The sequence below is a fragment of the Actinoplanes sp. NBRC 101535 genome (assembly GCF_030269225.1).
Taxonomy (GTDB): Bacteria; Actinomycetota; Actinomycetes; order Mycobacteriales; family Micromonosporaceae; genus Actinoplanes; species Actinoplanes rectilineatus.
In genome coordinates, this window is sequence record NZ_BSSY01000014.1 from 166,580 (window position 1) to 181,072 (window position 14,493).

The 14,493-nt window shown below is 69.8% G+C and carries 11 protein-coding genes and 1 pseudogene; 6 read left to right on the forward strand and 6 right to left on the reverse strand.

Annotated elements, in window-relative coordinates:
- The first annotated feature begins 4 nt into the window (after window positions 1-4).
- From QSK32_RS32315 to QSK32_RS32335, 6 genes and pseudogenes are all read left to right on the forward strand, one after another.
- Complete coding sequence (locus QSK32_RS32315) at window positions 5-2,596, forward strand: ATP-binding protein (RefSeq protein ID WP_285473988.1); 2,592 nt, start codon at window positions 5-7, stop codon at window positions 2,594-2,596.
- Window positions 2,597-2,644: 48 nt separating this feature from the next.
- The gene (locus tag QSK32_RS32320) at window positions 2,645-3,724 is read left to right on the forward strand and encodes a tetratricopeptide repeat protein (protein WP_285473989.1); all 1,080 of its coding nucleotides are present in this window, start codon (window positions 2,645-2,647) and stop codon (window positions 3,722-3,724) included.
- 24 nt (window positions 3,725-3,748) lie between these two features.
- Window positions 3,749-3,910 (forward strand): annotated as a pseudogene (locus QSK32_RS45590) (effector-associated constant component EACC1); the annotation flags it as partial.
- A gap of 20 nt (window positions 3,911-3,930) precedes the next feature.
- Window positions 3,931-6,177 (forward strand): CHAT domain-containing protein, encoded by a 2,247-nt coding sequence (locus tag QSK32_RS32325; RefSeq protein ID WP_285473990.1) that lies wholly within the window; start codon window positions 3,931-3,933, stop codon window positions 6,175-6,177.
- Window positions 6,174-7,388: a tetratricopeptide repeat protein gene (locus QSK32_RS32330; protein ID WP_285473991.1), complete on the forward strand. Its 1,215-nt coding sequence runs from the start codon at window positions 6,174-6,176 to the stop codon at window positions 7,386-7,388. The genes QSK32_RS32325 and QSK32_RS32330 overlap by 4 nt, the downstream gene beginning before the upstream one ends.
- A 32-nt stretch (window positions 7,389-7,420) precedes the next feature.
- Window positions 7,421-8,095: an MBL fold metallo-hydrolase gene (locus QSK32_RS32335; protein WP_285473992.1), complete on the forward strand. Its 675-nt coding sequence runs from the start codon at window positions 7,421-7,423 to the stop codon at window positions 8,093-8,095.
- A 108-nt stretch (window positions 8,096-8,203) separates the two neighbouring features.
- Here the strand turns inward: QSK32_RS32335 and QSK32_RS32340 are convergent, their stop codons facing one another.
- From QSK32_RS32340 to QSK32_RS32365, 6 genes are read right to left on the reverse strand one after another with little or no spacing between them, the layout of a single operon-like run.
- On the reverse strand, window positions 8,204-10,240 hold the full coding sequence (locus QSK32_RS32340; protein WP_285473993.1) for a PQQ-dependent sugar dehydrogenase: 2,037 nt from the start codon (window positions 10,238-10,240) through the stop codon (window positions 8,204-8,206).
- Between the two features lie 47 nt (window positions 10,241-10,287).
- Window positions 10,288-11,136: a LamG-like jellyroll fold domain-containing protein gene (locus QSK32_RS32345; RefSeq protein WP_285473994.1), complete on the reverse strand. Its 849-nt coding sequence runs from the start codon at window positions 11,134-11,136 to the stop codon at window positions 10,288-10,290.
- Window positions 11,133-11,873, reverse strand: a complete 741-nt coding sequence (locus QSK32_RS32350) for an ABC transporter ATP-binding protein (protein ID WP_045746175.1) — start codon at window positions 11,871-11,873, stop codon at window positions 11,133-11,135. The genes QSK32_RS32345 and QSK32_RS32350 overlap by 4 nt, the downstream gene beginning before the upstream one ends.
- Window positions 11,863-12,591: an ABC transporter ATP-binding protein gene (locus tag QSK32_RS32355; protein ID WP_285473995.1), complete on the reverse strand. Its 729-nt coding sequence runs from the start codon at window positions 12,589-12,591 to the stop codon at window positions 11,863-11,865. Before QSK32_RS32355 ends, QSK32_RS32350 begins: the two co-directional genes overlap by 11 nt.
- Entirely contained in the window at window positions 12,588-13,622 is a 1,035-nt protein-coding gene (locus tag QSK32_RS32360; RefSeq protein ID WP_045746177.1) for a branched-chain amino acid ABC transporter permease, read from the reverse strand. The genes QSK32_RS32355 and QSK32_RS32360 overlap by 4 nt, the downstream gene beginning before the upstream one ends.
- Window positions 13,606-14,493 (reverse strand): branched-chain amino acid ABC transporter permease, encoded by an 888-nt coding sequence (locus tag QSK32_RS32365; protein WP_045746178.1) that lies wholly within the window; start codon window positions 14,491-14,493, stop codon window positions 13,606-13,608. The genes QSK32_RS32360 and QSK32_RS32365 overlap by 17 nt, the downstream gene beginning before the upstream one ends.

Genomic DNA, 14,493 nt, shown 5'->3' on the forward strand with positions numbered 1-14,493 from the left:
TGCTATGGGGCGGCCACTCCTGGAACGGGAGCACGAGCTCGCCGAGCTCGGGGCGGCGGCCCGGCGGGCCCGGGACGGTCACGGCTGCGTCGTGCTGGTCACCGGCGAGGCCGGGATCGGCAAGTCCAGTCTGGTGTCCGCGCTGCGCCCGGTGCTGCCGGCCGAGGGCCGGCTCCTCGTCGGATACTGCGACGACCTGGCCACCCCGCGGGTGCTCGGACCGCTGCGGGACCTGGTCGGCTCGATCGGTGCCGGACTGACCGAGGCGCTCGCGTCCGGCGACCGGTCCCGGGTGTTCGAGGCGTTCCGGGCCGAACTGGACTGGCCCGGCCACCCCGCGGTGCTGGTGCTGGAGGACCTGCACTGGGCCGACGAGGCCACCCTGGACGTGCTGCGGTTCCTGGTCCGCCGGATCGTCGACCTGCCGGTCGTGCTGGTCGTGACGTACCGCGACGACGAGATCGGCGCCGACCACCCGGTGCGGTCGCTGCTCGGGCTGGCCGCGGCAGCCCCGATGGTGCGGCTGCCGCTGTCCCGGCTCTCCGCCGGGGCGGTCCGCCGGATGGTCGGCGAGCACGGGCTCGACCCGGACCGGGTCTTCACCGTCACCGACGGCAACCCGTTCTTCGTGACCCAGGTGCTCGGCGCGGGCGACACCGAAGCGGTGCCGGTGACCGTCACCGAAGCGGTCCACGCCCGCCTCCAACTGCTGGACCCGGCCTGCCGGGAGGCGCTGGGCGGGCTCGCGGTGGTGCCGACCACCGTCGAACACTGGCTGATCGACGCGATCGTGCCGGGTGGGCTGCCGGTGCTGGGCCCGGCCGAGCAGCGCGGCATGCTGACCGTGACACCGTCCCGGGTGCTGTTCCGGCACGAGCTGATGCGCCGGGCGGTGGCGTCCACCCTGACCGCGTCCCGGCGGATCGCCGCCAACCGGGCGGTGCTGTCCGCGCTGCTCGCGCACGGCGGAGCCGACCTGTCCCGGCTGGTGCACCACGCCGCCGAGGCCGGCGACGCGGACGTGATCGTGGCGTACGCGCCGGCCGCCGCCGCCGAGGCCGCCGGTGCCGGATCCCACCGGGAGGCCGCCGCGCACTACCGGCTGGTGCTGGATCATCGGGACGCGTTCGGGCCGGCCGACCGGGCCGGACTGCTGGAGGCCTACGCCGAGGAGGCGTACATGCTGGGCCTCGCCGACCCGGCGGCCACCGCCCAGCGCGAAGCGGTCACGCTGCGACGGACCCTGCCGGACCAGGTGGCGCTCGGCCTGGCCCTGCGCAGGCTGTCCCGCCTGCACTGGTACGCCGGCGACCGTCCCGCCGCCGAGGAGACCGGCGACGAGGCGGTCGCCGTACTGGAACAGGCCGGCGACGAACCGGCCCTCGCATTCGGGCTGAGCAACCAGGCACAACTACTGGTCCTGGCCGGGCAGAGCACCGCAGCCGTCACCGCTGGCAGCCGCGCGATCACCCTGGCCCGCGCCGCCGGTGACGCGGCGGTGCTGTCCCACGCGCTGAACAACGTCGGCTACGCCCTCTGGGATCTCGGCGACCCGGGAGGCCGGAAGATGCTGACCGAGAGCCTGTCCGTGGCGCTCGCGTCCGGCGAAGACGACCACGCCTGCCGCGCCTACGCCAACTACGCCTGGCACCTGATCGACGACCTGCACCTCGACGAGGCGGCGGCACTGCTCGACGAGGGGATCGGGTTCGCCGAACGTACCGAAGTACTCGGCTTCCTCCGCTACCTGCAGATCACCCGCTCGGTGGTACACCTGGCCCGCGCCGAATGGGACGACGCCGAACGCCGCGCCCGCTGGGCCGAGAACGCGTCCCCGAACATGCGCCCACCCGCACTGGTGGTGCTGGGCCTGTCCCGGATCCGCCGCGGACTGCCCGGCGGCGACGAACACCTGGCCGGCGCCTGGGACCACGCCCGCCGCATCGGCGAAGCTCAACGCCTCGGCCCGGCCGGCGCGGCCCTCGCGGAAGCGGCCTGGCTGCGCGGCGACCACACCGTCGCAGCCCGCCTCACCCCGGTCTACCAGCAGACACTCGCGGCCGAGGGCGGCCGCCGGCTGGCCGGCTTCGCCTACTGGTTGCGCAAGCTGGGCGCGCAGGTCCCGCTCACTTCAACCACGTCGGGGTACGCGCTACTCGCTCTCAACCGGACGGAAGAGGCAGTCCGACTGTTCGCCGAAGCCGGAAGCCCTTACGAGCAGGCGCTGGCGTTGGGCCACAGTGACCGCCCCGACGACCTGCGCGCCGCTCTGGTTCTGTGCGACCGGATCGGCGCTGCCCCGCTGGCCCGTCGTCTCCGCTCGACGATGCGCGACCGTGGCGTGCCCCGCATCCCGCGCGGACCGCAGGCGGCCGCCCGCCACAACGCGGCGGGGCTGACCGGTCGCCAGTCCGAGGTGCTGCGCCTGCTCGGCGAGGGCCTGACGAACCCGGAGATCGCCGCCCGCCTGGTCCTCTCGGTTCGTACGGTCGACGCCCACGTGGCGGCGGTGCTCGACAAACTGGCCGCCCACTCCCGCCGCGACGCGGTCACCCGCGCCCGAGCACTGGGCCTGCTCCCGGCCGCCACCCTCTGATCACCGCCGGCCGGACGCGGCTCGCCCTCACTCCCTATCATGCCCACTGTGGATTCGGCCTGGCTCGCGCGATGGGTGGAGGTTCATCGGCTCGCGGTCATCGGTGCGGAGGCCGACATCGCCCGGCACGTCGACAGCCAGGTGGGCCGGGTGTGGTTGAGATGGTCCCGGTTCGCCGACGTTGAGGCACTCGCCACCAGAACCCTGACCTTCGGCCCGGATCCGGGAGCCCTCTATCGGCGTGGCTGGGCACGGTCGTCCACCGGACGCCCGCGACTGGCGCTGGAGGACTCCGAGCAGGCGCTGGCCCTGTACCGGAAAGCGGACGACGGTGCCGGGCAGGTGGCCGTGCTGACCCAGATCGGCTCTGTCCACAGCGGGTCGGGTGATCAGTCCACGGCGCTCGAGTTCCTCGAACCGGCCCTGCGCATGGCTGAGGACGCCGGCTATCGGGACGGCGAGGCCGCCGTCCGCAACACGATCGGTGCGGTCTACGAGAGGCTGGGGGATCCGCGGCAGGCACTCGACCACTTCCACCGGGCGCTGCTTCTACGGCAGGAGGACGGTGACCGCTACGGCGCCGCTGTGGCGCTCGGCCGAATCGGTTCCGTGTACTCCCAGATGGGCGACCATCAGCGCGCGCTCGCCCATCTCCAGCAGATCCTTCCGGTTCGGCGGGAGACCGGGGACCGCGCGGGAGAGGCCGCGACCCTGGCCGGCATCGGGGCGGCCTACTACGGCCTGGAAGAACTCCCGCAGGCGCTCGACCACTTCCAGCAGGCCGCCGACATCCTGTGGGAGATCGGTGACCCGGTCGGCCGGGCCGCCGCACTCCACAACCTCTGCGCCGTCAAGGCGGCGTCGGGGGATCTGGACGGAGCCCGAGACACATTGGACGATGTGCTCGCGATAGCGCGATCAACGGAGGACCGGTACGCCGAGGCGGTGACGCTGTACAGCATGGCGCTTCTGTTCGATCAGACCGGGCGGACGGGACCTGCTGTCGTGTCCGTGCTGCAGGCGATCGAGCTGGCCGATCGGATCGGCCATCCCTGGTCGACCGAGATGCGGCTGTTCCTCGCTCACTTGGAGCGAGTATTACGAGGAGAGGCGGAGTCGGATGGGTAACGCGACGGTGGAGGTTTCACCGGAGTCGAAGCGGCCAAAATCATTACCGAGTGGTGGCGGTCCCGTCGCAAGGACGGGGCGACTGTCACCGTCTTCCTGGCGGACGGCACCCGGGTCGAGGTGAGCGATGCCACCCAGGTCCAACTGGAGATCGTCATGAGTCATAGCGAATCCGGCAACCGCTGAATAGAGACGGGGACGCCCCGATGAACCGGATGGCCGTGCTCGAGTTAGAGATCTTCGAGCAGAGTTCGACCTACTGCGAGCTGCGGCTCTCGACGGGTGACGGACCGCCGTTGACCCGTGGCCTGGAACGCGGTGCGGTCGACGAACTGATCACGCTGGTCGACCGGGACTACGGCCCGCACTCCACCGCGCAGAAGGTCTTCGGCGCGACCCGGCTGACCGAGTTGGGGGAGCGGCTGGCGCGATTCCTCGACGGTGAGGAACGGTGGCTGAGCCGGGTCCTGTCCCGGCCGGAGGGCGCCGTTCTGAGAATCACCGCAGAGGAGCGGCTACGGCATCTGCCCTGGGAGCTACTCGTCCAGAACGGGACGTTCCTCGTCACTGCCGGACGGTCCCCGGTGCTGCCGGTCCGGGCGGTCGCCGGTGACCGGCCGCCGGCCGCCCCTGTCGTGCCCGCGAACCGGCCGCTGCGTGTGTTGTTCATGGCCACGTCGCCCGAAGGCGTCGAACCGGTGCTCAGCTTCGAGGCCGAGGAGGCGGCCATCCTGACGGCGACCCGGCGGACCGGCACCGATCTGGTCGTCGAGGAGAGCGGCACTCTCGAAGGTCTGCGGATCCTCTCGCGCAGTTACGACAATGGGCACTTCGACATACTGCATCTGAGCGGGCACGCCACCACCGACGGCGGGCGCCCGGTGTTCGTCGTCGAGAACGAGTACGGTGCGCCCGCGACGGCCACCGCCGAGGACATCGCCGAGGCGATGCGCGGGAACTGGCCTCGGCTGGTCTTCCTGTCCGGCTGTCTGACCGGCGACGCTCCGGATGCCGGTGCGCTTCCCTCGATGAGCGAGAGCCTGGTGGAGGCCGGCGCCCCGGCGGTGCTCGGGTGGGCGTTGCCGGTCGGCGACATCACGGCCACCGCCTTCGCCGCCGAGCTCTACGCCTCGCTGGCGGACGGCAGACCGCTGGATGAGGCGGTCACCGATGCCCGGCGCCATCTGCATCAGAAGAGACGGAGTCCGAACTGGCATCTGCTGCGGGTTTTCGCCGACCGGGCACCCCTTGCCCCGATGGTGACCCCGCTTCGTACGCCGAGACGGGCACGCCCGAGAATCCGGGCCGTGGACCAGCAGTTCCTGGATCCACAGACCCAGGTCTCCCGGGTCGCGTCCCGGACCGAGTTCGTCGGCCGGCGACGCGTCGTCCAGCGCTGCCTGCGCGTACTGACGGAATCCGTGAGTCAGGCCCTGGTGCTGCACGGCATGGGCGGGCTGGGCAAGAGTAGTCTCGCGTCGCGGCTGCTGGAGCGGATGCACGACCACCAGCGTGCCGTCTGGTACGGGCGAGTGGACCTCACCAGGTTCCGTGAGCTGACCACCAAGATTCATTTTGATTCGCTGAGCCAACAGATCGAGGCCACGAAGATCCTCGGTGACGACCAGGTTCCGCTGGCCGTCCGGTTGCGGTACCTGTTCGACGGTCCGCTGGCCACGACGCCCTGCCTGTTCGTGTTCGACGACTTCGAACAGGGCAACCTCGACCCCCTCGGCGATGACGGTCACGTGACGACCGCCGCGATGAGCGAGATCCTCACCGCCCTGCTCACCGCCATCCGGGAGTCCGAGAGCCCCAGCCGGGTCATCATCACCAGCCGCTACCGCTTTCCCGCCCCCGCGGGCACCGGCCTCGTCACCGAGTCCCTGGAAAGCCTCACCGACCTCGAACTGGAGAAGAAGCTCGCGAATCTGAAGAACCTGAACCGTGAATCGTCGCTCGACACCACCATCCGCGACCGGGCGATCGACGCCGCGGCTGGAAACCCCCGCCTGCTCGATTGGCTCGACCGGATCGTCGCCGATCGGTCGCTCGATGTCGGCGGCCTGCTCGCCGCGATCGAGGCGGAGGCCGACCGGTTCCGGGAGGCCGTCCTTGCCGGCAAGTTGCTCGAGTCCCAGCCGATCGAGCTGCGCACCATGCTCGCCAAGGTCAATGTGATCGAGCTTCCGGTGCCCGCCGCCACCGTCCACGCCCTGCACGACCACGTCGACGCGGCCCGCCACATCGACCGTGCTGTCCAGCTCGGCCTGCTGGAGCAGGGCACCGATTCCGGAACCTCGGAGCCGCGTTACCACGTCTCCAACGTCCTGCGTCCCCTGGTCCGGATGTACCTCACCGATGATGAGTACGCCCGGACCTGCGCTGCCGCTGCGAGGTCACTCTTTCAGCACTGGGTTCTCGATCCGGCTGCGCCCCGGGTCACGCCATGACCACTCTCCAGCGCTGGACCGAGATCCACCGGCTCGCCGTCCTCGGACAGGAGACCGCCATCGCCAGGCATGTCGGCGACGAGGTGTGCGAGATCCTGCTGAGCCGCTGCGCGTTCGCCGCCGCCGAGGCGGTCGCCACCGCGACTCTGACGCTCGGCGCGAACGGCGGCACTCTGAACCACCGTGGCCGGGCGCGCGCTTCCACCGGCCGGCCACGAGGGGCATTGGACGACTACCGGGAGGCTCTGAGGCTCGTCAGGAGGGCTGGGGACCGGGTGGGTGAGGCCCGTGCTCTCAACAATATGGGAGCCGCGTTCAGCGTTCTGGGCGAACTACGGCAAGCCCTCGATCACTATGGGCCCGCGCTGCGGATCTGGCGGGATCTCGGTGAGCGGGCGAGCGAATCCACCATCCTCGGCAACATCGGGGTCGCCTACCAGCACCTCGGTGACCGGAAGCAGGCTCTTCATCACTACCAGCAGGCTCTGGACATCCAGCAGAGGATCAAGGACAGCGGAGGTGTGGCCGGGACGCTCACCAACATCGGCATCCTCTACAGCGATCTCGGTCATCAGCAGCGCGCACTCGACTACCTGGGGCAGGCCCTCCCTCTCCACAAGAAGGTCGGCAACCAGGTCGGCGAGGCCGCCACGGTCAACAGCATGGGGCTGGCTCACGGCAGACTCGGCGATCAGCATCAGGCATTAGCCTGCTACCAGCTGGCGCTGACCGTCCAACGAGAGATCGGCGACCGAGCCGCCGAAGCCACCGCACTGACCAACATCGGCCTTGCGCACAGCATCCTGGGCAGGCGACAGGAGGCTCTCGACTTCTACCGGCAGTCGCTGCTCCTCCAACGGGACGTCGGCGACCGGGCCGGTGAGGCCACCACACTGACCAACATCGGACTGGTCCACGAGGAGATGAACAGGCCCCGGGAGGCCCTCGACAACTATCGGCAGGCGCTGCCCATCCGCGAAGAGGTCGGCGACCGGGCCGGTGAGGTGGTGACCCGCTACAACATGGCCGGGAGCTACCTGCTGCTGAACGACCTCGATCAGGCGATCAGTGAACTCGAACGCGTCGTGGCGCTCGAGAAGGAGATCGGCGACCCCGATCTTGCTCAGGACACCGCGCTTCTCGATTCTGTCCGCGAAGCACGCGGCAAGGCGCAGCGAGCCGCCGGTTCCGCCCCCATCGTGCCCGGATGATCAGGGCGTGACCGGGGAGGGAGGATGGGTGGATGCGGGAAGTGGTGGACGGGGTTTTTGAGCTGGCCCTGGGGTACGTCAACGTGCACGTGATCGTGACCGACGACGGGCTGGTGCTTGTCGACACCGGGCTGCCCAAGGGCGTCAAGGTGCTGGAACGGTCGTTGCGGAGCATCGGGCGGACCCTCGACGCCGTGACCATGGTGCTGATCACGCATCACCATCCGGATCACGCCGGGAGTCTCGCCGTGGTGCGGGCTCGGGCCGGGGCCACCGCCGTCGCCCACGCCGCTGATGCGCCGCACCTGACCGGGGCGATTCCGCAGGCCCGGCCGACCGGGTTCATGGCGAAGCTGGTCACCCGGGCGATCGGCACCCCCGAACCGACCAAGCTTGACAAGTTGGTGACCGGCGACGGGGGTGAGGTGGTGCCGGGGATCGTCGCTGTGCACACTCCCGGGCGTACCCGTGGACACGTCTCTTATCTGTTGGATCGTGCCGGCGGGGTGTTGTTCGCCGGAGATGCCGCGACCCACCTGAAGGGTGTGCTGAGCGGGCCGCCGCCCGGCCCGGCCACCGCCGATGCCGAGCGGGCCGCGGAGAGTCTCACCCGGCTGGCCGGGCTCGAGTTCGAGAACGCGGTGTTCGGGCACGGTCAACCGATCATCGGTGGTGCCGCCGAACAGTTCCGCCAGCTCAGACCGTAAAAGAATGGAAGAACGGGCGCCCACGCGGACGCCCGTTCTTCAGATCACGCTGCCGGAGTGACAGTGAAGCCGCGAGTCACGCTGCCGGAGTGACAGTGAAACGACGAGTCATGCTGCCGGCGTGCCGGTGACGGTGAAGCCGCGAGCACGCCCGATGTTGTCGAACGACCCGAACCCCACCCGTCCCGACGTGAACGTGGTGTCCCGTGCCGTCATGATCGGGTCGTGGTCGCCGTTCACGTATACGGCGATCTCCCCGGTCGACGGCAGATGCTTGACCCGAACGTGGTGCCACGCGGTGTCACTGATCGCCGGGTTGGCGCCCCGCGACCGCCCGTTCCACTGATAGTCGATCCGCACCCGGTCCGCATTGTCCACTTTGAAGATGCCGTTGTGCGGATAAATCGTGTTATCAGAAGACAAGTGCGCATAGTAGAACTGCGTATCCGACTGATACCCGAACACGATGATGACATCGCGATCCGGCACCGTCACCGGCGTGTCCAACCGTACGTCCGCGTCGACCTGCACCGACGAGAATGCCGGCCCCCGCGACAGCGTCGCGTACTCGAACGGCCGCCGCGGCCCCGGACGCTCCGCCCCCGCCTCGGCCAGGATGACCTGACCGCCGGTGAACTGCCACTTCGACGGGGTGACCGGCGCCCAGTCGGCGGCCGTCGCACCGCCCACGACGTGGGTCGTGCCGACCGGCCCGGCCGCGAACGTGCGCAGCCCGGTCACCTTCCACACCTTGCCGTTCGCCTTCGCCAGGATGTAGAGCTCGCCCTGGTTGTCGGTGCCGAACCGCAGGTCGACCCGTTCCGGGTTGCCAGGGGCGCCGGGCGACGACAGTTGCTGCATGCGGACGGATTCGCCGGCCGGGGTGAACAGGTGCAGCCGGTGGATGGTGGCCGGCGGCCCGCCCCGTTTCATCTCGCTGGTCTCAGTGTAGAAGACCGTGCCCGCCACCAGGTCGCCGAAGACGTACTTGCCGCGCAGGGCCGGGATCGCGGTGCCCCGGTAGACGAAGCCGCCGGCCACCGCGACACCCACGTCGTCGGTGCAGTTCCAGCCGGGCGCCGGGTTGTGGTCGTAGACGGCGACCGGGTAGTCGTATCCGTTGGCGGCGTCGTCGGCCGGCAGGGGGTAGAGCCGGTCGCAGACGTTCGTTGCGTCGCGGTCGAAGACCAGGTAGCCCTCGCGTTCGCTCCAGCCCGCGTTGTCGCCCTTGCGGACCTCGTAGATCGACTCGGTGGACTTCTCGCCGATGTGCCCGAGGTAGAGCTTGCCGGTGGCCCGGTCCCAGCTGAACCGGTGCGGGTCGCGGTATCCGTAGGACCAGATCTCGCCGGCTGCCCCGGTCTGGGCGACGAACGGGTTGTCGGCCGGGATGCCGTACTTGCCGTTCGGCGAGTTCGATCCCGACGGGTCGATGCGGAGCAGTTTGCCGTGCGGGATGGACAGGTTCTGCGGGTCGGTCGTGCGTACCCCGATGCCGCCGTCGCCGACCGCGAGGTAGAGCTTGCCGAAGTCCGGTGACCCACGCTTGGCCGTGGGGTTGAAGTTGATCTCCTGGATGCCGTGGATCTGGCCGCCGAAGCCGATCCGCAGCAGCTCACGGTGGGTGCCGGCGAACGTGTCAGCGGCCGGGTCGGTCGCCTTCCACTCGTTGATCACGCCGTGGAAGAGCGTGGTCGACGACTGCTCGTAGTCCGGGGTGAGGGAGACCAGGGGCGCCTGCTCGGTGTGGATCGTGTAGAACAGCCCGTTGGTCGCGAAGTCCGGGTGGAACGTCACGTACCCGAAGCCCTGGCCGAGGCCGCGCCCGGAGAAGAACTGTGGCGCGAAGGTGGCCGCCACGTCCAGGTAGACGTGTGGCACCCCGTTCTCGACGAGGTAGAGGTTGCCGTTCAGGTCGGGCACCGCCCGCCGCCCGGAGCCGTCCGGGAGTTCGGAGATGGTGTTGATCCGCGCCCACCGGTTCAGGCGCTGGTCGGTGAAGGCGGGTGTGGTGAAGGACTGCGGGAAGGACGCGTATTCGGAGAGGACGAGTCCGAGTCGTGAGGCGACCGGCTCGACCGGAACCGGATCGTCGATCGGATCACCGGCCGGAGCGGCGAAGGCCCGGCCGGGCGCAAAGGCCACTGTGGACAGTAATAGCAGGAGGACGGCAAGAATGCGGCGATACACGATTACCCCCGTCTGAGGAAGGAGTGATACTGACGTGCCACGTCCCGGGCGGACAGGGACCGGCTGATGAACGTGAGCGCGTCCATGCGGCAGTCGCACGGATTCCGCTCGACGGCGTTCTGCGGGAAACTCCCACCGATCTTGATGCCGCGCGGGTCGGTGGCACTGGTGACGTGCGGACCGGGCCCGGACACCTGCCACGGGTCGCCGGCCTCGGTGTAGACACCGGCGATCGGCACCCCGTTGCGATAGAGCGCGATCCGCCCGGTGCCGAAGTCGAACGTGGCGGCCAGGTGCACCCACCGGTCCTTGGGCAGCAGCGTCCGCCAGTCCTCGGACGCCGCGTAGATCTGTGACGCGCCGCCGTCGATCCGGCGGCCCAGGGCCACCAGCCGCAGCGTGTCGTCCACCTCCATGACCTCGATCAGGGCGCGGACCGTGTGCCCGTCGGAGGTGCCGCTCAGGATGCCGGCCAGCCCGATCGCGCTGAACCCGGTGGCCGGTGAGTCCATCGACAGCTTGAACCAGCCCGACACGGTCGTGCCCCGAACCGCGTTGAAGGCGTGCAGCGTGCGTACGCCGGTGGCCGACCAGACGCCGGCTTTGAAACCGGGGCGGGTCTGCAGGGCCCGGCCGGCACCGGGGTACGCGGCGTCCCGGACCCGCTGCGCCGCGCCACCGCCGATCAGTTCGATCTCGGTGGAGGACCTGCCCAGGTCGCGTTCCCGAGCGGGATCACCGGGCATCGGATGGTCGAAATCGTAGTAGGCGACCACATCGGATCGCGGGGACGGCGGGACGACGCCGACGGTCAGGCTCAGTGCCACGGAGACAGCCACGGCAAGTCTCATGGATGACCTTTCAACGGTGCGGATGCGCCGAGGTAGAGCTCCCCGAGCTGCGGATCGGCCAGCAGTCGCCGGGCCGGCCCGGAGATGTGCACGCGCCCCAGGTCGAGCACGCACCCCAGGTCGGCGGTCTCCAGCGCGCGCCGGGCGTTCTGCTCCACGAGCAGGACCGCCGTGCCGGCGTCACGCATCCGTACGACCTGGTCGAAGATGGTGCTCGTCGCCTTCGGATCCAGTCCCATCGACGGCTCGTCCAGCAGGACGACCTTCGGGTCCACCATCATCGAGCGGGCGAACTCCACCTGTTTCTGCTGCCCGCCGGAGAGCAGGCCGGCGAGCGATCCCCAGCGGTCGGCGACCACCGGGAAGACCTCCTTGACGAACGCGGCGCGTTTCGCCAGAACCGCCTTGTCGCGCAGCGTGTAGCCGCCGAGCAGCACGTTCTCCGCGACGGTCATCTCGCGGAAGACGCTGTGCCCCTGCAGCACCAGCGACACCCCGGCGGCCAGCCGGGCCTGCGGACCCTGCCGGGTCACCTCGCGGTCGCCGATCCGGATCGCGCCCTCGCGCGGGGCGAGCAGGCCGGCGGCGACCTTGAGCACGGTGGACTTGCCGGCGCCGTTCGGCCCGACCAGGCAGACGATCTTGCCGGCCGGGACCTCGACGTCGAAGCCGCGCAGGACCGGTGCCGCGCGCCCGTAGCCCGCGACCACGTCGGTGAGGGACAGCTCAGACGCCAAGGTAGGCCCCCAGAACGCGTTCGTCGGTGCGGATGGCGGCGGGCGGGCCCTCGGCGATCGGCCGTCCCCGGTCGAAGACCACGATGTGATCGCTGATGCTCATCACCAGGTCCATGTTGTGTTCGACGATCACGAAGGTGCGGCCCTCCGCGTTCAGCTCGCGGACCAGTGCGCCGATCCGGTCCAGCAGCGCCGGGTTGACCCCGCCGGCCGGCTCGTCCAGGAGTACCGTCTGCGGCTCCGCCATCAGCACGCCGGCCAGTTCGAGCAGTTTCTGCTGGCCCCAGGACATGTCGCGGGCCTCCGCGTGGGCCAGATGCTCGATGCCGAGGCGGGTCAGCCAGCCCATCGCCCGGTCGGTCTCCTCGCGCCGCCGCGCGCTGCGCAGACCCGAGATCAAGCCCTTGGGGGGTACGGCGGCGAGCACGTTCTCCACAGCCGTCATCCGGGGGAACGTGCGGCACAGCTGGAAGGTCCGGCCCAGCCCGTTGCGGGCGATCGTGTGCGGCGCCTTACCGGTGAGGTCCCGGCCCCGGTGGACGACCGTGCCGGAATCCGGCTTGATCATGCCGGTGACGCAGTTGAAGAAGGTCGTCTTGCCGGAGCCGTTCGGCCCGATCAGCGCGTTGATCCGGCCGGGCTGGAAGGCCACCGTCGCGCCGTCCAGCGCGGTGACGCCGCCGAAGGATTTCCGCAGGTCGGTGACGGTCAGCGTCATCGGGTGCCTCCCGCGTTCTGCAGGCGCTGGTCGCGCAGTTCGGCGGCGCTCACCTCACGGATCGACGTCCGGTCGCCGGGGGTGAACCGCCTGATCAGGTCGCCGATCGCGGGCAGCACCCCGTCCGGCATGAACAGCACCACCAGGGCCAGCAGCAGACCGGTGGCGACCAGGTGCAGGGGCGTGTCGCCGTATTCGACCTTGAAGTACTCCAGGGCGACGCCCACGATGATCGCGCCGGTCAGCGGTCCGAACAGCTGGCGGACCCCGCCGAGCAGCGCCATCAGCACCAGGTAGGAGCCGGTGAGGATGGAGAACTGGAACACCGGGTCGAGGTCGCCGAACCAGAGCGCGTACAGACCACCGGCCAGCGCGGTGAAACCCGCAGAAACGACGAAGACCATCAGCTTGTACGCGAAAGTCGCCGTCCCCAGAGCCTCCGCCTTGTCCTCGTCCTCGCGGATCGACTTGAGGCCCAGCCCGAACACCGACCGGTCGATCAGCCACCAGACCAGCAGCGCCACGGCGAGCAGGCCGGCGAACAGGTAGTAGAAGACCCGGTGATGCTCCGGCCGGCTCAGGTCGAACGGACGGGGTACCACCAGGCCACGGGATCCGCCGGTGAACGACGCCCAACTCTGGAAGACCAGCAGCAGGATCAACACGAGGGCTATCGACACGATCACGAAGCTCGCCCCGCGTACCCGAAGAGCGGCGAAGCCGACCGGGACCGCGACCGCGGCGACCAGCGCGGCGCCCACCAGCAGGGCGGCGAAGGCCGGAAGGCCGCCCTTGACCACCAGCAGACCGGTGGCGTAACCGCCCAGTCCGGCCAGCGCGCCGTGCCCGAGCGAGATGTACCCGGTGAAGCCGCCGACGAAGTTCCACGAGGTGGCGAGTACCGCGTAGTTGAGCACCAGCACGCCGGCGGACAGCACGTACGGGTTCGGCGCGAGGCTCGGGAAGGCCAGGATCGCGGCCGCGACCAGCACGATCGCGGCGATCTTGAGGACTCTAGAAACGCTGGGCAAGGCGGCCTCCGAAGAATCCCTGTGGCCGGAATGCGAGGGTGACGAAGAGCGCCAGATAGAAGATCGTCTGCGCCCAGGTGGTGCCCATCGGGATCTGCAGCAGGCTCTGCGCCAGTCCGAGCAGCAACGCGGCGATGGCCGCGCCGGGCACACTGCCCAGCCCGCCGACCACGATGATCGCCATCAGCGGGCCGATCCAGTGCCAGTGCAGCGACGGATAGATCGTGGTGTCCAGCGACAGCGCGGTCCCGCCGATCGCCGCGGTGGCCAGCCCCAGGCCGAAGCCGTAACCGGCCACCCGTTCGGTGTCGATGCCGAGCAGCCGGGCCGCGTCCCGGTGCTGGATGGTCGCTCGCAGCGCCCAGCCGAACCGGGTCCGCTTCATCAGCAGCCAGAGCGTGCCGAGCGCGACCACCGCCAGACCGAACGCGATCAGTTTGACCACGGCGATCCGGGCCCCGAACAGGTCCAGGCCGGCCGAGCCGTAGCCGAGGTTGATGCGGCGTTGCGTACCGGAGAAGGCGTAGCCCAGCAGGCCCTCGACGAGCAGCGCCACCGCGAAGGTGAGCAGCACCGACATCATCGTCAGGGTGGCCGGGCGCAGCCGGGACAGCAGACCCCGCTGCAGCAGCAGCCCGGCGCCGAAGAACAGCGGAACCGTGCCGATCATCGAGAGCAGCGGGTCCAGCCCGATGTTCTCGTGCAACCACCAGGCGAGGTACGCGGCGAGGATCAGGAACGCCGAATGGGCGATCATCACGACCCGCATGATGCCGAAGTAGAGGGTCAGTCCCGAAGCGAGCAGGGCGTAGAGACCGCCGAGCAGCAGACCCAGGATGACGCTCTGGAACAGCAGGGCGCCGGAAGGCAT